The 21,164-nt window shown below is 45.4% G+C and carries 14 protein-coding genes; 7 read left to right on the top strand and 7 right to left on the bottom strand.

Features of this window, described 5'->3' with window-relative positions; genetic code table 11:
- Positions 1-2 precede the first annotated feature (2 nt).
- Positions 3-734 (top strand): RloB family protein, encoded by a 732-nt coding sequence (locus DXN04_RS05235; RefSeq protein ID WP_116852223.1) that lies wholly within the window; start codon positions 3-5, stop codon positions 732-734.
- A 640-nt stretch (positions 735-1,374) separates the two neighbouring features.
- Here DXN04_RS05235 and DXN04_RS05230 read toward each other — a convergent pair.
- The 7 genes from DXN04_RS05230 to DXN04_RS05200 all read right to left on the bottom strand — a co-directional run bounded on the left by DXN04_RS05230 (position 1,375) and on the right by DXN04_RS05200 (position 11,801).
- Entirely contained in the window at positions 1,375-1,890 is a 516-nt protein-coding gene (locus DXN04_RS05230) for a hypothetical protein (RefSeq protein ID WP_147319839.1), read from the bottom strand.
- A gap of 8 nt (positions 1,891-1,898) precedes the next feature.
- Positions 1,899-2,978, bottom strand: coding sequence for an alpha/beta hydrolase family protein (locus DXN04_RS05225; RefSeq protein WP_116852221.1), 1,080 nt, complete (start codon positions 2,976-2,978; stop codon positions 1,899-1,901).
- Positions 2,979-3,076: 98 nt separating this feature from the next.
- Positions 3,077-5,014 carry a TlpA family protein disulfide reductase gene (locus DXN04_RS05220; RefSeq protein ID WP_116852220.1) on the bottom strand — a complete coding sequence of 646 codons (1,938 nt, stop codon included), beginning with the start codon at positions 5,012-5,014 and terminating at the stop codon, positions 3,077-3,079.
- A 5-nt stretch (positions 5,015-5,019) separates the two neighbouring features.
- On the bottom strand, positions 5,020-6,399 hold the full coding sequence (locus DXN04_RS05215) for a RagB/SusD family nutrient uptake outer membrane protein (RefSeq protein ID WP_116852219.1): 1,380 nt from the start codon (positions 6,397-6,399) through the stop codon (positions 5,020-5,022).
- Between the two features lie 18 nt (positions 6,400-6,417).
- Complete coding sequence (locus DXN04_RS05210; protein ID WP_116852218.1) at positions 6,418-10,053, bottom strand: SusC/RagA family TonB-linked outer membrane protein; 3,636 nt, start codon at positions 10,051-10,053, stop codon at positions 6,418-6,420.
- A gap of 84 nt (positions 10,054-10,137) precedes the next feature.
- Entirely contained in the window at positions 10,138-11,133 is a 996-nt protein-coding gene (locus DXN04_RS05205; protein WP_116852217.1) for a FecR family protein, read from the bottom strand.
- Positions 11,134-11,225: 92 nt separating this feature from the next.
- Entirely contained in the window at positions 11,226-11,801 is a 576-nt protein-coding gene (locus DXN04_RS05200; protein WP_158568850.1) for an RNA polymerase sigma factor, read from the bottom strand.
- A 412-nt stretch (positions 11,802-12,213) separates the two neighbouring features.
- Here DXN04_RS05200 and DXN04_RS05195 point away from each other — a divergent pair, with 412 nt between their 5' ends.
- The 6 genes from DXN04_RS05195 to DXN04_RS05170 all read left to right on the top strand — a co-directional run bounded on the left by DXN04_RS05195 (position 12,214) and on the right by DXN04_RS05170 (position 21,153).
- The gene (locus DXN04_RS05195; protein ID WP_116852215.1) at positions 12,214-13,884 is read left to right on the top strand and encodes a C1 family peptidase; all 1,671 of its coding nucleotides are present in this window, start codon (positions 12,214-12,216) and stop codon (positions 13,882-13,884) included.
- 64 nt (positions 13,885-13,948) lie between these two features.
- Positions 13,949-14,254 carry a protease inhibitor I42 family protein gene (locus DXN04_RS05190; RefSeq protein WP_116852214.1) on the top strand — a complete coding sequence of 102 codons (306 nt, stop codon included), beginning with the start codon at positions 13,949-13,951 and terminating at the stop codon, positions 14,252-14,254.
- Between the two features lie 135 nt (positions 14,255-14,389).
- On the top strand, positions 14,390-16,837 hold the full coding sequence (locus DXN04_RS05185) for a PKD domain-containing protein (RefSeq protein ID WP_116852213.1): 2,448 nt from the start codon (positions 14,390-14,392) through the stop codon (positions 16,835-16,837).
- Positions 16,838-16,868: 31 nt separating this feature from the next.
- Positions 16,869-18,818: a gliding motility-associated C-terminal domain-containing protein gene (locus tag DXN04_RS05180; protein WP_116852212.1), complete on the top strand. Its 1,950-nt coding sequence runs from the start codon at positions 16,869-16,871 to the stop codon at positions 18,816-18,818.
- 173 nt (positions 18,819-18,991) lie between these two features.
- Positions 18,992-20,035, top strand: a complete 1,044-nt coding sequence (locus tag DXN04_RS05175; protein ID WP_116852211.1) for an NAD(P)-dependent alcohol dehydrogenase — start codon at positions 18,992-18,994, stop codon at positions 20,033-20,035.
- Between the two features lie 434 nt (positions 20,036-20,469).
- The gene (locus DXN04_RS05170) at positions 20,470-21,153 is read left to right on the top strand and encodes a response regulator transcription factor (protein WP_116852210.1); all 684 of its coding nucleotides are present in this window, start codon (positions 20,470-20,472) and stop codon (positions 21,151-21,153) included.
- The last annotated feature ends 11 nt before the right edge of the window (positions 21,154-21,164 follow it).

Genomic DNA, 21,164 nt, shown 5'->3' with positions numbered 1-21,164 from the left:
TTATGGCAATCCGTGCATATAAAAAAGGTGCAAAACATAAAAGCTGTACGCTATTTTTCATATCAACAGAAGGTGGTAAACGTGAACCGGGTTACTTTAGCCCGTTTGATCTGGCATCTCCCAAAGTAAAAGTAGAAATTGTTGGGGACTATGTTTGGAACGCTGCTATGAAAAAGAAATTTGAAACGAAATCATCCCCGGAATGGGTATTGAGCAGGACTAAAAAATTCATAAAGGAAAATAATATCCTTTCTACTGATCATTTGCATTTCATTATAGATGTTGACCAATGGTCACCCAGACAAATAAAAACTATTGTCAACTTTTGCCGGAAAAACAGGAACTGGGACATTGCACTTAGTAATCCTTGTTTTGAAGTGTTTTTGATTTTGGGAATACTGAAAGAAATTCCCTTCCCTTTTGATGAAACAGATAGAAAAAGCAAAAAGCTAAAAAGCAAATTAGCTGAATTAGACCCCGGCGGATATTATCGTTACGACTATATCCGCCGGGTAAGGACCTGTATTGAAAATGCAAAAAGATTAGATCAGCATCACAAAGGGATTATTCCTGCACCACATACTACACAGGTGTATAAGACATTAGAAAAATTAATTTCCTTTATCGGTATTAATCACTTCACCCATTTCATTGACACTATTATACCTAAACTAATAGCAGATGATAAAAAAAGGGCGAGGGAAAAGTATAAAAAAGAGGGGATAAGCAGTTAAGCTTATCCCCCCAGGGCCGGGACATAATATGATAGCCAGCCAGTCTGAATGTCGTTGTATCCAAACGATAACATTCAGCTTTCCTGCCAACTGGCCTAAGCCAGTATGACGACTTTGCCGTTCACATGAATGAACAGCTCAACATGTTTAGTCATGTGAGTAATTTTAGGGGCCCGTCGTAGATTTACATAAGCTTGTGTGATAAAATTGTCTCGTCAAACTTATAATAGGCACAAAACTCCCTTAGGGTAATTGGTACCCGTGTAGGTTTGTCAAGACTCTCATGTAAAAAATCAATCCATCTTTGAGAAATACGAAGGGTTACATTGAACAATAAAGAAATAGTGATGGGGTCTATTTCCCTGTGGGCTACGGCCAGTGCAGGCCTCTTGGCCATCATTTTTACAGTTTTAAAAACATGATTTGATGAATGATTACGGCCTTATTTCAAATATAATATTTTCCTTTCAATTAACAAAAATTATCAATACCACACCTGATGATTTTTCTTTGAAAAAAGAGCGCACCCGGCTTCCAGCGCATTGTTATCGTCAGCGCTTAACCCAACAGCCATGGAAATGTATAAAATAAAAACAGGGGGCACGAAACCGTACCCCCTGCCTTATCAATATCTTTACTATTAATTTCCCCAGTTCACCTTAATATCATGCGCCGCTGCATACTTCTTACCCTCTGCAGTCAGCACATCGAACAAGGAATCAAAACGCTGGCCATACTTCTCATCTATCTCCTTTCCCAGGGATAACACATCTTCCTGTGTACCACCCTCATCACTCAACTTCGCCAGCGCCTTATATTCATTCTTATATACCGGCAGCACATACTCAAATAATGCCGCTGAAGTTTTCAGCATTGTCCGCGTCTCGTCCGTCTCCTTCAGATCCTTTACTTTTACCAGCGTTTTCTCTATATACTGCACCTTAGTATCTATCATTTTAGTTGCAGCATCCGGACCATTTGGCAATGTACCATTGTATTTCACATTCTGGGCAATCAGCATTTTCGTCAATGCATCACTCCCAAAATCATTGATCATATTTGTATTCAAAACAGCTGTATCAAAATAATTTTCCGGGGTTGGATTTGAACAAGCTGGCAACACCGCCATCGCGGCCAGTATTAAAAATTTTTTCATGTTGGTGATCACTTTATAAACTGAACGCCCTTTACATCAATTTTCATTCCATTTATCCATGCAACCATCTCTTTTAATACTTCCGGGGCAAAATCTTCCTTCAATTTAGCTGGTTCCTGCATTGTACAGGTAACACAATGCTGGAACAAATGGTTCAATCCAGGCATCTTTACTACAGTTACTTTCTTCACATACTTCCTGTAGTTCCCCAGGTTCTCGTCCGCATCTACCATAATATCCTTATCCCCATTGATAGCCAACACAGGCACTTTTACCCGCTTCAGCCAGGGTACCGGGTCAAAACGTACATTGTACCTGTACCAGGGGCCCGTAGCCAGCCTTACATATGATTCGAGGGGGAAAAAGAAATGGTCCCGGCTCTTCCGGTACACCGAATCCTGTTCTCCCTTTGCCAGGTCCTGCTCATTCCACACGGTAAAAGCATTGCGCAAATGCTGCGCCATATCCGGCGATGCTGCATAAGCATAGGCGGTATCAAACATAATATCGTTGACCTGGTTAAATCGCTGCTGCATCAGCACAGGAATACCCGCACTGGCCACAATTGCCCTGTTCTGGGTTTGCAATGCCTTCAGTCCCGTCGTAGCCAGGCCTGCCAGACTAATCATAAAACGTACATCTTTGCTATTTACAGCCGCCATATAGGCCGCGGCACCACCTTCGCTATGACCAACAAGCCCGACACCTTTTACGCCCGGATATGCCTTTAAAAACGCTACTGCCGTCACCGCATCTGCAGCAAAATCGGCTGTCGTTGCCTTTTCATAATCCCCCGTGGTCGTTCCGGTCCCCCTGTCATCAACCCTTAATACCGCTATTCCATTGGTACTCAGGTACTCCGCAATCACTTTGAACATCTTGTGCCCTGCCATGGTACCATCCCGGTCCTGTTTGCCCGTACCCGATACCAATACTACCGCCGGAAAGGATTGCAAACCTGCAGGCAAGGTCAGCGTTCCTCCAAAATGGATACTACTGTCCGCATTATAAAATTCCACATCTCTGGATACAATCTGGGCCATTCCCTGTACGCTGACCAATAGCAAAATCAATAATAGTCTCATCATACTTATTTTAAAAGGCAAAGCGCTTCCCCGGTAAGGAAGAAGCGCTCACACCTGGGTCATCACTCTTTGTTCATTTTATCAATCAATCAAATGCTCACTTATTTTGAGAGGGAAATCATTGTTTCAATTTCATCTGCAAGGCCGCTCGGACTTCCCATGTATCCAATCTGTGCAAAACGGATCTTTCCATTTCCATTTATTACGACTTTGAAAGGAATACCTGATGTCTGGATCAGCTTTGCATACTTTGAGTAAAATTCATCACCATTATCAAACAGCACTTTAAACGGATACTTCTTCTCTTTTATGAATTTCTTCACCTTCTCTTTATATTCAGGATCACGCTCCTGGGTATCTACAAAGTAAAATACCACATTGCTATCATTCTTAAAATGTTCCTGCGCCATCTGCATTCCCGGCATCGCTGCCTTACATGGTGCACACCAGGTAGCCCAGAAATCCAGCACTACAATCTTACCTTTCTGCGCTGCCAGGGATACCATTTTTCCATCCAGGTCTTTCATTTCGAATGGCACTGCTTCTCTTTCGATCATCGCTGATTTTACATGCTCACGCAGTAACTCCATGGTATGTGCATCCTTCATTGAATTCAGGTAAGCATCAAAACCTTCGGTATCCTTATGCGTCTTCAGGTAATCTTTCTTCAGCAGATCGATGATTTGTGCAGAAGCCTGGTTCATACGTACACTATTGTGCAGTACTTCTTCCAGTTTCTTTTTATCACCGGCCTTTTCCAGTAAAGAAGCTTCCAGCTGATTCAAAGAAGCATTGGAATAATTCCATTCTTCCTGCATTTTCAATACCTGTGTCAACGCTTCCTTTTCCCGCCCTATCTCTTTCAGGATAGTTGCATGTGTGATATAATTATACCTGAAGGACTTATCTATATACTCGATGAACTCAGAAGGGGTATAGTAATAAAACTCTTCCGGTTTGTGCGCTTTCAGGTAAGCCAGCCGGTCCATGATACGCTGAGAGAAAGAGTACGCGTCTTTTGCAGACATCGTTTTCCAGTCAGCATACGGTATCTCTACCATTTTATAATAAGCCAGTGCCAGCTCGGAAAAGGGACAGGTATTAATATACTTTGCCAGTACACTGGTATCATTTTTTGCAATATAAATAGCAAAGATATTCCTGTACACGCCCCTGTCATAGTCAATACCTGCCAGTGCATCCAGTTCTCTATCCGGTGGGTAATTTTTTACAAACTGCTCGGACAGTTTCAGTCTTTCATCAGGCGTTTTTGCTACCTGAATGGCTTTGTAATCAGCTTGTTTTTTAACTATACCACTGGTTACCTTATACAATGAATCAGCAGTTTCTTTTTTGTGCAGGTACTGATCAAAGATCAATGCCAGTGTATACAGGTCTTTCTGACTCAGGTTAGGTGCTTTCAGCATGTATGCTGCTGCCGAGTTGATGGTCTTTGATGAATCAGGGTTTAATCCCGCCTGGCGTTCACTGAGTGCTCTCGCTTTTACATAAGGCAAGATGAAGGTTCTGCCGGCTCTCCAGTAACCGATCTCCTGTCCCATCCAAAAGAACATGGCTGTATCGCTGATCTGGAAATCGGTATAATACTGAGGTATGCCTAATTCATATCTCTTTGCACGCAGGGTACCATAACCTGCATAAGCAGCTTTCCACTGTCTGCCAGGCACAGATCCCATGATAATATATCCCGTATCATGTGCATTATCCACTGCATCTCCTGCTCTGAACTTAAAAGCCCACAAACCTTTATCTGCAGTTAATGGTATGGTAAATGTATACCCGCTGTCCGTCGCCTTCATCTGCAGGTCTACGGCATTCCAATGATAGGTGGTATCATAAATGTAAACAGCCCCTTTTATTGGTTTGCCTGTAGCTAACAGTGCGGCATCAGGATGGTACAACAGGTTAACTGTATCGCCGATGTAAGGTCGTTCCGGTGTCATCTTCAAACGCTGACCCTGCGCCTGTGTGTTTACAAAAACACACAGCGCAGCAATCAGGACAAAACTAAATTTCATATTAATCACGGATTTTGTTCAATCTCAGGATTCAGACCCAGCACATAAGTGGCGATCGGGAATACATACCTGTTGCTGGATGGCTCCAGTGTATAGGTTTGTCCCTGCCAGGTACGTGTATAGGTTTTGGAGAACAAAGGATCATCTTTCAGACGGCGCTGGTCCATCCATGGCAACAGGCGGCACATGAATTCACGCCTGCGTTCTTCGATCACTTTTACCAGTGCATCGTTTTTATCAGTTGCTGTCAGTGCTACGTAATCAGCTGCCTTGAAACGTTTTTGTCTCAGCAGGTTTACTTCATCCATAGCGGCATCTGTACTTCCTGCACGCGCCAGCACTTCCGCTTTGATCAGCATCATTTCAGGTACGGAGGTACCATAATTCCTGCTCTCAAAGTTGATCTGCTCACGACAGAAATAACGACCGGTGTAGTTGCTGCCAAAATAGCTGGAGGTACTTTTTGTAAAGAGCTGGTAACGCATATCCTTCGTTCCCAGCAGGTTCAGGATATCATCACTCAGACGAAGGATGAATGGAGAATAAGTAAAACTGGAGCCGGCTATCTTTCCAAAAATGATTTCAGGATCATTCTTCCTGTACGGCATGGTCGTAATAGTCCCCAGGTCGTTCAATGCGCTCTGCAAAGTCAAAGCGCTGTCCGCATACAAACCTGCATTGGTATAATCACCTTTTAACAGGTAGAAACGTGCCAGCAGGGAGTAAGCCGCTGCCTTGTCAGGCAGGGTATTGTAAGCACTTGCTTTGGGTAAAGCAGGTATAGCTTCCTTCAGGTCCGCCTCAATCTTGTTATAGATGACTGCTACTGTAGTACGGTTCAGTTTCTGGTTCAGGTCCTGTGTCAGCACCAGTGGTACACCCAGGTCTGAAGATGCAGTAGCACTATTGTAAGGTTTTGCGTATTCATTCACCAGGTTCAGGTATGCGTCTGCCCTGTGTGTTAAAGCTTCTGCTATGAGCTCTGCTTTTGTAGAATCGGTTCCTCCTGTGCTTGTAGGCACTTCATTCACGACTATGTTACAATTAAAAATACGGCCATAATAATTATCCCAGTCAGGATCATGACTTGTGGTCACTTCAATGATCGGCGACTTCCATAAATATGAATTCCTGAGATAGAAATTGTCACTATTGCCTTCTATCGTTGCCTGCTGTGCACTATCCACAATAGCTACATCAGCAGCCGCCAGATCCGTCATCTTACCAGAATACTCGAAGGTGGAGGTATTGTTCAGGATGTAACGATAATTATCAATCGCACTTGGGATCAGGCTCCCCTGGGTTTTTATATCGGTATATTTACTACAGCTGCTGGCCAGTGCAAGACCACCTAACAACAGCATTGAGAGATATTTATTGTTCATTGTAATTTTAAATTTTGGTTAGAAGCCTACATTCAACATCAGGTTGTATTGCGGTGTAGCAGGCAGGTGCAATACCGTACTTGCCAGTGCCGGTACATAGTCAGGATCCAGTCCCAGCTTGTTCTTCTTCCAGATCAGGCCGAGGTTCCTTACTGCACCGCTAATCTTGATATTCCTGGCAAATACTTTTCCTGCCATTTCTGAAGGCAACTGGTAAGACAATGAGATCTCACGCAGGCGGATATAGTCACCAGGCTGAATATTCACGTCAGAATAAGCATAGCGCAATACGGATGTTGCAGCATAGGCACCTGCTATGCCTGGTACGATAGTCTTAGCTTCGTCACCTGCATTCTGCCACCTGTTAGCAATATCTCCGGAGGTGTTATAAAACAGCTTACGGGAGGTAGGATACTGTGTGGCAACAGGTGCACGGAACACTGAACCAAAACTATAGGTAGCCAATACGAACATAGACCAGTTTTTGTACCGGAAAGTATTCTGCAAGGAACCATATACAGGAGCAGTTCTGCGACCGGCGTATTTTACAGCACCCATATCTGTAACAGCCACATTGGAACGGATCTTGTTTCCATTCTGGTCGTAGATCTTGGTCCAGCCTAAGCTATCCAGGCCTGCATTCCTGTATGCAAATACCGCATCAGATGCATAACCTACAATCTGGCCGGAAAAGCTGGAATAGAAAGAAGTAGTAGGTTTCAGCAGACTGCTGGTTATCTTGTTGGTATTGTATGAGAAGTTTACCCCCATATTCCAGCCAAAGTTTTTGCCGTCCACGATCGCACCATTGATACCCAGATCGATACCTCTGTTGCTCATGGTAACACCATTGCGATTGATGGTATTGCCGGAACCCAGCAAAGTTGGGTTTACTTCCAGTAAGTAAATGATATCTGTTCCTTTCTTATTGTACAGATCAATTGTACCGCTCAGGCGACCATTCAATAAACCATAATCGATCCCCAAATTGGTCACATAAGTGTTCTCCCATTTCAGGGCAGGATTTGCAGGAGAAATCACAGTAGCTGTTGGTAAACCAGTCTGTCCATCAGAACTTCCCAGGGAGATGTTTGTAAATGGACGCAGATCCTGGTTAATGTTACCGTTTATACCGAATGTTCCTCTCACACGCAGTGAACTTACCCAGCTTACATCCTGCATAAAACTCTCTTTTGACACGTTCCAGCTCAGACCTGAAGACCAGAATGGTTTTGCACGGTACTTCTTCTCCAGACCAAAGTTGTTATAATCATCATAGCGCACACTTCCGGAGAGGGTATATTTATTCTTGTAGGTATATGCAGCGTTACCATAATAAGATAAATAACGCTTCATGTAGTCGGTCTGCGTAGGATACCCGCCCAGGTAGCCACCGGAGTAATCCATGGTAGCATAATAGGTACCGTATGCAGTGGTAACACCGATGCCTGTTGCAGGATTATAACCATAAATAGTATAGGAATTGGCAGAATTCAGCGTTTGTCTTACTTCCATACCTGCCAGTGCACTGATCTGGTGATCTTCTTTGATAGACCTGTTGTATGTAAACTGACCGCGTGCACTGTAGTTATTCATATTGTTGTTGGTTGCCCGCAGTATACTTCCGTCAGGGAAGTTATGTACCAGTGTGGTGCCGCTCATCACAGTCCCCTTGTTGTACAGGTCTCTTACATAAGCGCTGTTCTTATCAAGGGTGTTACGGATGGTGAAGAAGTCGCGCTCCTGCATATAAGAGGCATTAAAGCCTATACCTTTGTAGATAGGAATGTCCAGCGTGATCGTACCGGTGTAGTTATTATCACGGGTATAATTCCTGTTCATTTTCAGCTCATCCAGGTAGTTTGTAGACCAATTCCTGTAACCCAGGTTTTCCAGTGAATCGGCATAATGCTCCCCGATAGTATAATAGAAGTTATCGTGGATATCATCGTATGGCATAAAGGTATTCGCACCATTCGCCAAAATATTCAGGCCAATACCATTATTTGCATAGTTAAAGAAAGCTCCTTTCAGACTAACGCCCAGGGTGATCTTTTTCAGGATTTTAAATTCCTGGTTTGCTACGAGGTTGATACGCTCTCCAGAGTTCCCGACAGTGCTGGTGTTTTCTTTGGAGTAGGCACCGGACAGGTAGTAGGTGTGTACGTCTGTACCTCCACTTACTGACAGGTTGTAGTTTTGCGCAGTTGCTGGCTGCATCAGGTAATCACTCAGCTGGCTATAGTTATTTCTCTTGCTCAGTTCAGCCACCTGTGCATCGTATTGTGCCTGTGTAATACGACCGGAGTTCAGCTGGAATGCCAGGTCAACGCCTTTGTCAATATTATATTTAAGGCCAGAGGTATAGGGATTATAGGATGCAGAAGTAACGATACCTTTGTCCACCATTTCCTTGTCCAGTGCCAATACCTGTGCACTGTTCATTAGTTTGAGGTAGCCGATATCAGGACGGGCCTGTGTACTGTAACCAACGCCGAAGTTCACGGCTGGCTGGCGTAAGCGGCCTTTTTTCGTCTGAATCACAATCACACCGTTGGCAGCGCGTGCGCCCCAGATAGAGGCAGCTGCGGCATCACGGAGAAAAGTGATCTGTTCAATATCGTTAGGATTAAGGGTTTTCAAATCGAACTCAGTCGGGAAACCATCTACCACCACCAGTGGAGAAGTTTCACTTTTAAGCGTTGTTGTACCCCTGATATTGTAATTATAATTGTTCATGCCAATAGTGCGGGTATTACTGGCAGGCGCAGGGGTAACGTTGTCATACACAAAGGAGTTATCCCCGGCAGTGAGCTGCATTTGCAGACCCGGTACCATACCTTCCAGACGGTTGATCACGTTGGCTGTAGGGATTTTTTCCAGTTCTTTCGCAGTGACTACGCCGAAGGAACCGGTAGCGCGTTCTTTAGGCAGGTTTACATAACCGGTAGAAACTACTTCTACTGGCTTCAGGTAACCTGTTTTGTCTTTAAGGGCTATTTTATAATAAATAGCATTGTTTACAGGCAGCACCTGGCTTTCATACGCGATGCAGGATACCTGGATCTTTTGCGCATTCACCGGCACTTTCAGGGAGAAATCCCCGTTCTTGCCAGTCACCGTCATATACCTTGTACCCGGTACCATGATGGTTGCAGAGGAAACAGGTGCCATTGATTCATCGGTCACCACACCTACCAGGATACGTGTGTCCGTCCCTGTTGTATCAACAGACCTGTTGGTTTGCACCTGCGTCATTTGTACAGCAGGCTGCTGGGAAGCTGTCTGCTCAGAGACAGCTTCTTCAGGAGCCACATGGTTGGTTTTATCCTTCTCTTTGGCTTTATCAGAAGTACCATAAATAGCATACTGTGATCCGCCCAGTTTTCTGAACTTCAGGTTGTATGGCTTCAATACAGCAGAGAGGTAGTCTTCTACCTTCTTATAACTGTCGTCAGCCGGCGTATTTACACGCTTATTACTGACCAGCTCATCTTCATAGATAAAGGAAACATGAAATTGCCTTGAAGCTTTGTTCAACGCTTCTTTCAATGTGAGTGTTGGTTGATTTTGGCTGGCTACGGCAGCAAACATCTGCAAGCTGATGGCAAGCATCAGGCAACAGAAGGCCGCAACCTTTTTCAGATTGATCATGCCTGTAAGCAATTTAAATGACAAAAAATAGAACGGTAGCGTACCCTGTTTTGAAACTTCAGTTCAGCTGTCCCCTTGTTAAAATCAGTTGGGTGTTACAATGATGGTTGATCCCTGCTGTGTCACTTTTGCATCCAATATTACAGCAAGTGCGTTCATGAGAACTTCTTTGTCGGTCATCTCTATTTCTCCGCTGATAGTCTTGTTTAAGAGCGAAGAATCAGTTGCCTGAATCTGGTACCCCCAGTCGTCTTCCAGTACACCAAAAAAGTCGGCTACAGGGGTCTGGTCCAGTTGCAGCTTATGCTGCTGCCAGCCCGTTACTTTAGACACAGGTACTTTCTTTTGCACCAAATTATTGTGTTCACGGTCATAGCGGGCCATGTCACCCGGTTGGGACAGGATCAGTTTTTTCTCAGCAGAAGCAGCTACCATTAATTTTCCTGTATTTAATACAACAGCGGTAACGCCTCTGCGGTTGCGAATGTTGAAAGAAGTTCCCAATACATGTACGTCCACGCCATTGCTGTGTACGTCAAACTGCTGGTCTACATTCTTTTTGACATTGAAAAAAGCTTCACCTTCAATCCAAACCTCGCGGTTGGCCCATTCTTTCCTGTAACTGATAACAGAGTGCCCGTTCAGGGTCACTTCGGTGCTATCAGGCAAATAAACTGTTTTAATTTCTCCAAAGTTGGAGGTTATGTTCACCTCTTTGTTTCCCGGGCGGAAAATCAGCCAGGAAGCGGCGGCTATAACACCTACGGCGACAGCAGCACGGGCCATATATACCAGTGGGCTTTTGCGCGCATAGAGCTTGTTATTACCTATATTATTATAGATCTCATCCCACATTTCACGTTGCTGCAGTGGCGTTGGGCGCTCATGCACCACGTACAGGCTACGAACGATTGTCAGGGCGGCATCCACCTCAGCAGCCTTGTCAGGGTAGGCTGTCACAAAGGATTGCCAGAAGGCAGTATTTGCTGCGTCAGGGAACTTAACCCACTCCAGGAAATAAGGCGATGTAGCCAGCTGTTGGCTGGTATAATTACTATAATGATGTATGGAGTGGTTCATCCGTGCGTTCTGTTTTTAAGGCCCTTTGTATATGTAAAGACAAAAAAGGGGCAATTGTGCCCCACGATCTTTAACTTTTTTTTAAATTTTTTTTATCCCCTCAGGAAAGTGAGCAGCAGGATGGTTCCTGTGGCCCCACCCATCAGCTCTTTCAAAGCTGCCAATGCACGGGCAGTGAGCTTGTAGGTACCCCTGACCTGCATATTCATCAGATCCGCGATTTCCTCAAAGGAAAGTCCTTCAAAGAACCGGAGGTAGATAATTTCCCTTTGCTTGCTGGTAAGCTGAATCAGTGCTTCCTGTACTTTCTTTTTCAGGATGGTCTGTTCCTCACCGGCGATAAGGCGGGTGTCCATACCAATTTCAAAATGAAATTCCGGCTGTTCATCCGTATAGGTCGTATTAGCTCTGGATTTGAGTAAGCGGAACAGGTGATTCCTGAAAGACTTGAGCAGGTAGAAGCTATACCCGCTTTTTACCTGCAAGGACTGCCTGTATTTCCAAAGGGAGATAAAAGTCTCCTGCACAGCGTCTTCTACCAGGTGCATATCACTGGTAAATTTCCTGCCATAACCATAAAGCTCCTCGTTATATTGAAGGTATAATGCTTCAAGGCTGTTTACATGACTTTCCCGAATGCCATCCCATAATGATTGTTCTCCTGACAAACTGAGCAGATTTTATGATTGCTATTTTTTTCATCTCCTGACGAAAAAAATATAAAGATTTTTTTTCTTACTGCCGAAGGCCAATTACCAGCCCCTTCAAAATTAATATATTATACGTAGAAATACCTTTTTTTCCGCTTGCAATCAATTGCGTTCATAATTTATTTTGTTGATTTCCAACATAGTTATACCTTTAAATCGCATGCATGCAATACCATAATTGTCAAGTGAATGGCACTATTTTTAATCTACCCCAAACACAGATCTATTAGCTAAGGCATTATTCACATCCATATCTTATCGTCTTCTGACAGCGGTCCCGATCACTGCCGCGTAAGCTTGCTGTCCCATTTCATTTCACCCGTTTATTAAGACGCAAAATTTCGTTCACTCCCAAAAAACACCACAGGAAATGTCTAATATCAAGATTTCCGATCTGGTTGCTGATTTACAAAAATCAAGCACCCAATGGCAAGCGAGAGAAACTACCGTATCTCAGCTGCCTACTCCTCAGCAGAAAGCCCTACTCGGCGTAGTTGTAAATCAGGCAGAACTCGCCGCCATTATGAACAAACGCGACGCTTCCGCTCCTGTAGCAAATTTCGCACAACAGGTAGACTGGCGCAATAGAAACGGTAACCATATCACCCCTGTAAAAGATCAGGGTGGCTGCGGTTCCTGTGTATCTTTCTGTACAACTTCTGTTGTCGAAGCCATGGCTTCTATCGAAAAAGGACAACTCCTTAATCTCTCTGAGGCAGACCTTCACTTCTGTTCCTCCCACGGTGCTAACTGCGGCGGATGGTGGCCTACAGATGCTTTCAATCAGATCAAAACACGTGGTATCCCGGACGAAGCATGCTTCCCTTATGCAAGTGCATTCCCGGACAATAATATCTGGAAACAGCCTCCTCACTGTACAGTAGGCCCTAACCGCGATGCGAGGGCTGTAAAAATCACGAATTCTACTACCATCGCGAACATCACAGAGCGTAAAAACTATCTGACCAACAATGGCCCCTGCTCTGCGGTAATGCACGTATACGATGATTTCTTCGCATATGCTGATGGCGTATATAAACACGTAAGCGGAGTTGACAATGGTCTGCACTGCGTAACAGTAATCGGGTATTCCGAAACTGAAAAATGCTGGATCTGCAAAAACAGCTGGGGCTCCGGTTGGGGTAAAGGCGGTTTCTTCAAGATCGGTTATGGTGAGGCTGGTATCGATACCGAATTCCCATTCTGGACAGCCTCCGGCGTAAAACTGCCTGCTCCTGCACATGGCTGGTATGGTTATGAAAACCTGGGTGGCCTGCTTTCTTCCAGACCAAATGCTGTGTCATGGGCAGCTAACCGCATCGATGTGGTAGTAAGAGGTATGGATAGTGCCGTATATCACAAATGGTGGAACGGTACCTCCTGGAATGGTTATGAGAACCTGGGTGGTCAGATCCAGGGCGCTCCTGCTATCTGCTCCTGGGCCAATGGTCGCCTCGATATCTTTGCTGTTGGCCTCAACCATCACCTGTACCACAAGTGGTACCAGGGAGGCTGGAGCAACTGGGAAGACCTGGGTGGCATGCTCTCCTCAGAACCTGCCTGCGTAAGCTGGGGACCTAACCGCATCGACGTATTTGCACGTGGTATGAACTCCTCTATGTGGCACCTCTGGTGGGATGGCGCATGGCATGGATGGGAAGACCTGGGAGGTGTAATCACCTCTGCACCTGCCGTGTCTTCCTGGGCGAGTGGCAGACTGGATTGCTTTGCCCGCGGTCAGAACAACCACCTCTGGCATAAATGGTTTGACAAAGGCTGGAGCAACTGGGAAGACCTGCAGTCAAATATGTTCGGTAGCCCTGCCGCTGTATCATGGGGTCCAAACCGCATAGATGTATTCTATCCGGGTCAAACCTACAACATGATGCACAAATGGTGGGATGGTCATAACTGGAGTGGCGATGAAAACCTGGGTGGCACCCTCTCTTCAGATGTGGGCGTATCCTCCTGGGCCGCCGGCAGGTTGGATTGCTTTGTGGAAGGCACCGACTCACAGATGTATCATAAATGGTATGTATAAAATACCGCTGCATAAAATCGCTTCTGCCTGCTGGCGGAAGCGATTTTTCCCTAAATTATAACCCATGAACGCTGAAATAAAAGAACTTACCCTCGGTACCTCCCTTCCTGTTGTACTTCCCGGCCTGGGCACAGCCGGCTTTCAATGGTTCTTCACCGTCTCTAATCCCGACTGCGTAGAAGTGGTCCGCTATAACTATGCGATAGAAACTATGCGCATGGAAGCAGGCAATAGTCTCGACGTCGTATTCATGATACATTCCAAAGCTCCCGGGCAGACCACCATCTTATTCGAACAAAAAAGAATATGGGAAAAACACAACCCTCCCCTCAATACAAAACAACTAGATATAACCGTAGTTAATCATTAGAATAAAAAATATATTTATCCACTCCCACCCTTTTTAATACTCCCACAGTATTTATTTAAACGCACTATATCTATTTCCTGCTACGGCCTATACCGTCGCATATTTTCATTTATAGCTAACCTATAATGACCATTCATGAAGCACTTCTTTACCCTAATACTGTTAACCGTGTTAACAGGTTGGCAGCCCCTATTTGCCCAGACCTTTGTGCCCATCACTGTCTCCGGTTTTAACGCAGACATTGTAGCAGAAGCCGGCAACAGCGCACTGGCTGCTACGTCTACAGTCATTGATGGTAGCAATCATGTCATTCACACTACAGCTTTCGCGACAGCTAACGGGGTATCCGGAGGTATTACACCTACTGGCAATTTTGTAAGTGGTACCAAGACCTGGCAGATGGCCGCCTTCAATGCAAACAATGCTTTGTATATGGCCGTGCCTTCGAATGCTGTACCTAATACTGTTGGAACAGGAACACTGACACTAGCCACACCAGCCATTTACAGCAAATTAAGCCTGCTTGCATTCGCTACAGAAGGTACTGCCACTGTATCCGTACTGCTTACGTTCGCTGACGGTACTACTTCCAATGCAGGTACCATTACTATCAAAGACTGGTTCAATGGAACACCCGCTGTAGTACAGGGCTATGGCCGTATTACACGGACCAATGCCCCCATGACCGTAGATGGATTGACGAGCAATCCACGCTTTTATGGTTTTGATTTCAACATTCCCTGTGCAGTGCTGGGCAAGTCGCTGGCATCTGTTACATTTACACAGTTGGCCGCTACCGGTGGTACATCCAGGGCTCTCATCCTCGCACTGGCAGGTGTGCAATACACACCTATTACTTATAGCAGCGCACATACCAATGCTATCTGTGGTGGCGCCAATGGCACACTCACACTCACCGCTGCAAATGGTTCTACCCCTTATACTTACAGGTGGAATACAAGCCCTGCACAAACCACCGCTACGGCTACCAATGTGCCTGCCGGTGCATATGTAGGCACATTGACCGATGCCAACGGTTGTGTGTATACTGTGAATGATACCGTTGCATTAATCTCTTCTGCTACCATTGCAGCGACTGCCAGCGCCGCAGCCGTGTGTGCGGGAGATCCCGTTTCACTTTCTGCAGCTCCCACCAGTGGTACACTGACTGATTATTCCTGGGCACCGGGCGCTCTGACCGGACAAACGGTAACGGATCATCCAACTGATACGACTGCTTATATTGTCTCGGCCAAAGATGCTTTTGGTTGTATCATAAAAGATACGGTGAATGTAGCTGTGAAGTCTACCCCCACATCCACATTTACTGTGACACCCGGTATTGTTTGTTTGGGTAATACAGATACTGTTACCTTCACCGGCACCGCCTCTGCGGCTGCTACGTATAACTGGAATAATTTTGATGGTGCTGCCGTACAAAGTGGTGCAGATGCCGGCCCTTATATCATTAAGTTCCCGGGTGCCGGCAATTTCAATCTTTCATTGCAGGTGACCGATGATGGTTGTGCCTCGACTGTGTCTACTGCGCCTGTTACCGTATCAGCACCACCACAATTACATCTTGCAGTAAGCAAGACACCTGTTTGTGCAGGCGATACAGTAACCATTACCTATACGGGCACCGCTACATCCGATGCAGTGCCGGTGTGGGATTTCGGCAGTGGTACCGTGATCAATGGTACAGGGTTTGGACCTTACCAGGTGCAATACGGAACTTCCGGCGCTGTGGTACTGGGCGTTACTGATGGTGCCTGCAGTGCGATCTCAGATTCTCTTTTTGTAAATGCGATCAGGATGCCGCTTGCCGGGTTTACACCTGATATCACACAGGGATGTGCTCCTGCGCCAGTTACCTTTAACAATACTTCCAGCTTTGCTGACAGCTATCAATGGACTTTTGGCGATGGTGCGACCTCCGTGATGGAAGACCCTGCACATACTTATAATAATACCGGCGTATTCACTGTGTCACTCACCGCCACCGCACAGGGACAATGTGTGAGCACTATTACCAAAACTTCGCTTATTAACATTGTGCCCGCGCCTATAGCATTATTCAGTTCTGCACCGGGTCAGAACATTGCAGTTGAATTCAAAAATGCGGACTTCACCTTTAGCAACAATTCACAGAATGGAGTAAGTTATGAATGGGACTTTGGGGATGGCACCAGTTCTACTGCATTCTCACCTGAGCATAAATATGAAGTGACGGGCGACTTTCGTGTAACCCTCTATGTGACCAATGATATCGGCTGTACTGACAGCATCAGCCGTGCATACTACAAAGTGATCCCCGATCTCGTGTTAGAAATACCCAATGCCTTCAGTCCAAATGGCGACGGCATCAATGACCGCTGGGAAGTAGACGGGCTCAAAGCCCGTCCCAATGCAACAACCGAAATCTTCAACCGCTATGGCCAGGTTGTATTCAAAGGTATTGGCTTCGCCCCATGGGACGGTACCTGGAAAGGACAACTCCTGCCATTCGGCACCTATTACTATATCATAAAACCTGCTCCGGGAGAAAAGACTTATGCCGGATGGGTCAGCCTGCTTCGTTGATGTTAGTCCATAATTATAATAATATATTTCCATGACACGAATTTACTTCGCCTCTCTCCTCTTACTGATATGCCTATGCAAATCTTATGGGCAGACGTATACCCCCGTACCTATTACAGGGTATGCTGTTGATGCCTTTGCTGAAACGGGCACCGATGCTTCGGCAGTGACCACTGTTGGCCTGGACCTGCAATTAAAGGTTTTGTATTCAGCGACCTTTGCGACTACCAATAGTCTCGCAGCCGGTCTGCCGGATAACGGAACGATTGTAAACGGGCAGCGTACTTACCAGCTAAAAAATTATGATAGTCTGAATGCAATCTTCCTCTCTGCCAATGCAGTTGCTCCAGGTAGTGCTACCACGGGTACCTACACATTGCTCACACCCGCCGCCTACTCCAAAATCAGTATACTGGCATGGTCTACAGAGCAATCCAGTACCTTCAATGTAACCCTGCACTTTGTGAATGCACCGGACATCAATGCAGGTACCTTTACGGTTGCAGACTGGTTTGGCGGTAGCAATCCAATGATCAATGCCATTGGGCGTATCAAGAGAACCACTGCGCCGCCGTATACGGTAGAGGGTCTTACCAGCAATGATCCACGCATGTATGCAGTGGATATTCCTGTTCCCTGTGATAACCAGTCACAGTTATTATCGTCTGTAACATTTGATTATATTGTTGGTGGTGGGGCTGACTCACGCGCAGTAATAGCCGCAATTTCTGCCGTACCTTTTGTACCACTTACAGCTACTGCTACCACTGTTCCTGCTACCTGTGGTTACGCCAACGGTAGCATTACGGTGGCTGTCAGTGGTGGCACTGCACCACTGACGCTGGCATGGAATACCAATCCGGTACAGTTCACCAATACTGCCACAGATCTGGCTGCAGGATCATATACTGTAAGCATTATGGATGGCAATGGCTGCATCACTAATTTTGATACGACACTCTCACAGATCTCTCCTATTCAGATCGCTGCCAAGGCAAGACCTGCGGCAATTTGTGCTGGAGCATCCACTACCATTTATGCTGTGCCTACCGGCGGGCAGATTGTAAAATACACCTGGGAACCCGGCGCTATTACCGATTCCAGCACGACCATCACACCTCCTGCTTCTACACGGTACACGGTGACTGCCGAAGATGCTTTTGGTTGTATTATAAAGGATAGTGTTGAAATCACCGTGAATTCACAACCAGATGCTCCTGCGGCTACCGCCCCTGCAGTATGTCCGGATAGCACGGCTACCCTGCTCATTACGAATCCTGTTGACAGTCTGACTTACAACTGGTATCCCATGGTCGCAGGGGGTGAAAACCTGGGTTCCGGTGATAGCTATACCACACCTGCTATCACAGCACCTACCTCCTACTTTGTAGAGGCCGTGAACGGCTCCTGTGTGAGTGTGCGGACGCAGGTGACAGTTACGCCTTTCGAAAAAGTAGATGCACCAAAGATCAAAGCTGACAATACCAGTGGCAGTACTATTACCTTTAGCTGGGATCCGGTACCTGATGCAACTGGTTACCTGGTATCAGTCAATGGTGGTGTATATACAGACCCAAGTTCAGGATCGACAGGTACAACACATACAGTAAATGCACAAATGATCGACAGCGTGACACTGACCGTGGTAGCACTGGGCCCTTTGAGTTGTGAAAATAATAAGAATAGTATTACTGTTAAACTCAAAGCCGATCCGATCTACGTACCGAATGCCTTTACACCAAACGGCGATGGGCTGAATGATATTTTTAAAGCAGAAGGGAATACCATTGCGGCGCTGGATATGATGGTCTTTAACCAGTGGGGAGAACTGATATTCCATACCACGACTTTAGGCAGCGGCTGGGATGGTACTTACAATGGTAAGAAGCAACCTACTGGTGTATACATGTATACAATCAGAGTCATTCAAAATGATAAAACAATCATCACTAAAAAAGGTGCTATTAACTTATTACGTTAATAAACCCTTCTGATCCAGATCTCTTCCGTTTATGGCGGAAGAGATCTGGTTTTCTGCTCTTCGCTATCTTTTTTAATAGTCCTCCCCCTCTTTTTACTCCCAATTGAGCCCCTTACCTTCGCGTTTGTAGAGAAGCAACAACTATTTTCCTCACATTTATTAATTTCAAAGAAATGATTCCAGCTAAAGGATATGCTGCGTTTGACGCCCAGGCGCAGCTAGGACCTTTCAATTTTGAAAGAAGGGAACCGGGACCTCACGATGTACAATTTGACATTTTATATTGTGGTGTATGTCACTCCGATCTTCACCAGATCAAGAACGAGTGGGGAAATTCCATTTACCCAATGGTACCGGGTCATGAAATTGTAGGCCGTGTTACTGCCGTAGGCGCACATGTAAAGAAATTCAAAACCGGTGACCTGGTAGGTGTAGGTTGCCTGGTGGATTCCTGCCGCGAGTGTGAAAACTGCTCCCAGGGCCAGGAACAATATTGCCTGAATGGTTCTTCCGGTACATACAACAGCTATGAGCAGGATAAGGTAACGCCGACTTTTGGCGGTTATTCCAACAAGATCGTGGTAAGTGAAGACTTCGTATTGCTGGTATCTGAAAAACTGCACCTCCCTGCGGTAGCACCATTATTATGTGCAGGTATCACTACATGGTCTCCCCTGCGCCACTGGAAGGTGGGCAAAGGCCATAAAGTAGGCGTACTGGGTCTGGGCGGTCTCGGCCACATGGCAGTAAAATTTGCTGTGTCATTTGGCGCAGAAGTGACCATGCTGAGTACCTCTCCTAATAAGAAAGCAGACGCTGAGCGCCTGGGTGCTCATCACTTCCTGCTTACCAGTGACCAGGAGCAGGTGAATGCAGCAAGAGGTAGTTTCGATTTCATTATCGACACTGTTTCTGCTGAACATGATTATGGAATGTACCTTGGTCTGCTGAAGACAAATGGTATACATATTTGTGTGGGTGCACCTCCAACCCCGGCATCAGTGCATGCATTTGCAATGATTGCAGGGCGTAAGTCTATTGCGGGTTCTATGATCGGTGGGATCCAGGAAACACAGGAAATGCTGGACTATTGCGCCGAGCACAACATTGTTTCAGACATCGAACTGATTGAGATGCCTTATATCCAGAATGCGTATGACAGAATGCTGAAAGGAGATGTGCGTTATCGCTTTGTGATTGATATGGCTACCTTATAATATTATGCATGCTTCATCCTACAAAATGTAAGATGAAGCATGCATTTTCCGGATAAAAACTCCTTTTCCCTGCTGCCGCAAGCCGCAAGAAACACCCTACCATTCATCCCCTTATTCCACCACCTATATATTCATTTTTTACAACTTACACCCTCCTCAAATTTTAAGCGCTTTTTAAGGAAGCATCAAATCTGGCCCAATTGTCACAGGTTTTTAACAAAGTGACTTAACTATTTTTAAATTCTTTGAATTTTACAATTTTTTGTTTGAATAGCACAATAAAACTCGCCGGAAATCTTAGCACCTTTGCGTTATGATTGCAATTTTTAATAAAGTATAGGCAAAAAGGATCCACGTTTTATGAACTGGGTCCTTTTTGCTTATTAACCAACCTTCAAGATTGCTTCAAAATTGATAACAAATTTTGCAGCTGTATGAAAGTACTGCTCATTGAAGATAACATAGAACTGGCCGCAAGCATTACCAATTTCCTTGAAAAAGAAGGATACCTGTGTGAGGTAAGCTATACCAGAAATGACGCGCACGATAAACTTATCTCATTTCAATACGATGTCATTCTGCTCGATATCACTTTGCCTGATGGAAATGGTCTTGACTTATTGCAACTCATACATCATGAAAAGATTGAAAGCTGTGTAGTCATTATCTCTGCAAAGAACTCACTGGATGATAAGATTACCGGACTGGAAGGAGGTGCCGACGACTACCTGACAAAGCCGTTCCACCTACCTGAATTACACGCAAGGCTAAGAGCCGTATACAGAAGAAAGAAACTACAGGGCAGCAATATTGTCTCGTTTAATGAGATCCGGCTGAATACAGACACACTGGAAGCGTTGGTCAATAATACCCCGCTCGATGTTACGCCCAAGGAGTTCGACCTGTTATTATATTTCGTTGTGAATAAAAACAGGGTGCTCTCCAGGCAATCGATAGCTGCTCACTTGTGGGGCGATTATACCGACAACCTCTCCAATTTTGATTTTGTATATCAGCATGTGAAAAACTTACGTAAGAAGATTCACGCAGCGAATGGAGGTGATTATATCAACACGGTGTATGGATTAGGATATAAGTTCAATACAACTGCTTCATAACAAATGCCCGC

It is taken from the genome of Chitinophaga silvisoli (genome assembly GCF_003412465.1).
Classification (GTDB): Bacteria; Bacteroidota; Bacteroidia; order Chitinophagales; family Chitinophagaceae; genus Chitinophaga; species Chitinophaga silvisoli.
The sequence above is the reverse complement of the archived record's forward strand: the minus strand, read 5'-3'. Positions and strand labels throughout refer to the sequence as shown.

Excerpts from the sequence above, each read along its gene's own strand:
- DXN04_RS05220 (WP_116852220.1), bottom strand. The coding sequence starts at position 5,014 with ATGAAATTTAGTTTTGTCCTGATTGCTGCGCTGTGTGTTTTTGTAAAC.
- DXN04_RS05185 (WP_116852213.1), top strand. The coding sequence starts at position 14,390 with ATGAAGCACTTCTTTACCCTAATACTGTTAACCGTGTTAACAGGTTGG.
- DXN04_RS05235 (WP_116852223.1), top strand. The coding sequence starts at position 3 with ATGGCAATCCGTGCATATAAAAAAGGTGCAAAACATAAAAGCTGTACG.
- DXN04_RS05175 (WP_116852211.1), top strand. The coding sequence starts at position 18,992 with ATGATTCCAGCTAAAGGATATGCTGCGTTTGACGCCCAGGCGCAGCTA.
- DXN04_RS05190 (WP_116852214.1), top strand. The coding sequence starts at position 13,949 with ATGAACGCTGAAATAAAAGAACTTACCCTCGGTACCTCCCTTCCTGTT.
- DXN04_RS05215 (WP_116852219.1), bottom strand. The coding sequence starts at position 6,399 with ATGAACAATAAATATCTCTCAATGCTGTTGTTAGGTGGTCTTGCACTG.
- DXN04_RS05180 (WP_116852212.1), top strand. The coding sequence starts at position 16,869 with ATGACACGAATTTACTTCGCCTCTCTCCTCTTACTGATATGCCTATGC.
- DXN04_RS05195 (WP_116852215.1), top strand. The coding sequence starts at position 12,214 with ATGTCTAATATCAAGATTTCCGATCTGGTTGCTGATTTACAAAAATCA.
- DXN04_RS05225 (WP_116852221.1), bottom strand. The coding sequence starts at position 2,978 with ATGATGAGACTATTATTGATTTTGCTATTGGTCAGCGTACAGGGAATG.
- DXN04_RS05230 (WP_147319839.1), bottom strand. The coding sequence starts at position 1,890 with ATGAAAAAATTTTTAATACTGGCCGCGATGGCGGTGTTGCCAGCTTGT.
- DXN04_RS05210 (WP_116852218.1), bottom strand. The coding sequence starts at position 10,053 with ATGATCAATCTGAAAAAGGTTGCGGCCTTCTGTTGCCTGATGCTTGCC.
- DXN04_RS05170 (WP_116852210.1), top strand. The coding sequence starts at position 20,470 with ATGAAAGTACTGCTCATTGAAGATAACATAGAACTGGCCGCAAGCATT.
- DXN04_RS05205 (WP_116852217.1), bottom strand. The coding sequence starts at position 11,133 with ATGAACCACTCCATACATCATTATAGTAATTATACCAGCCAACAGCTG.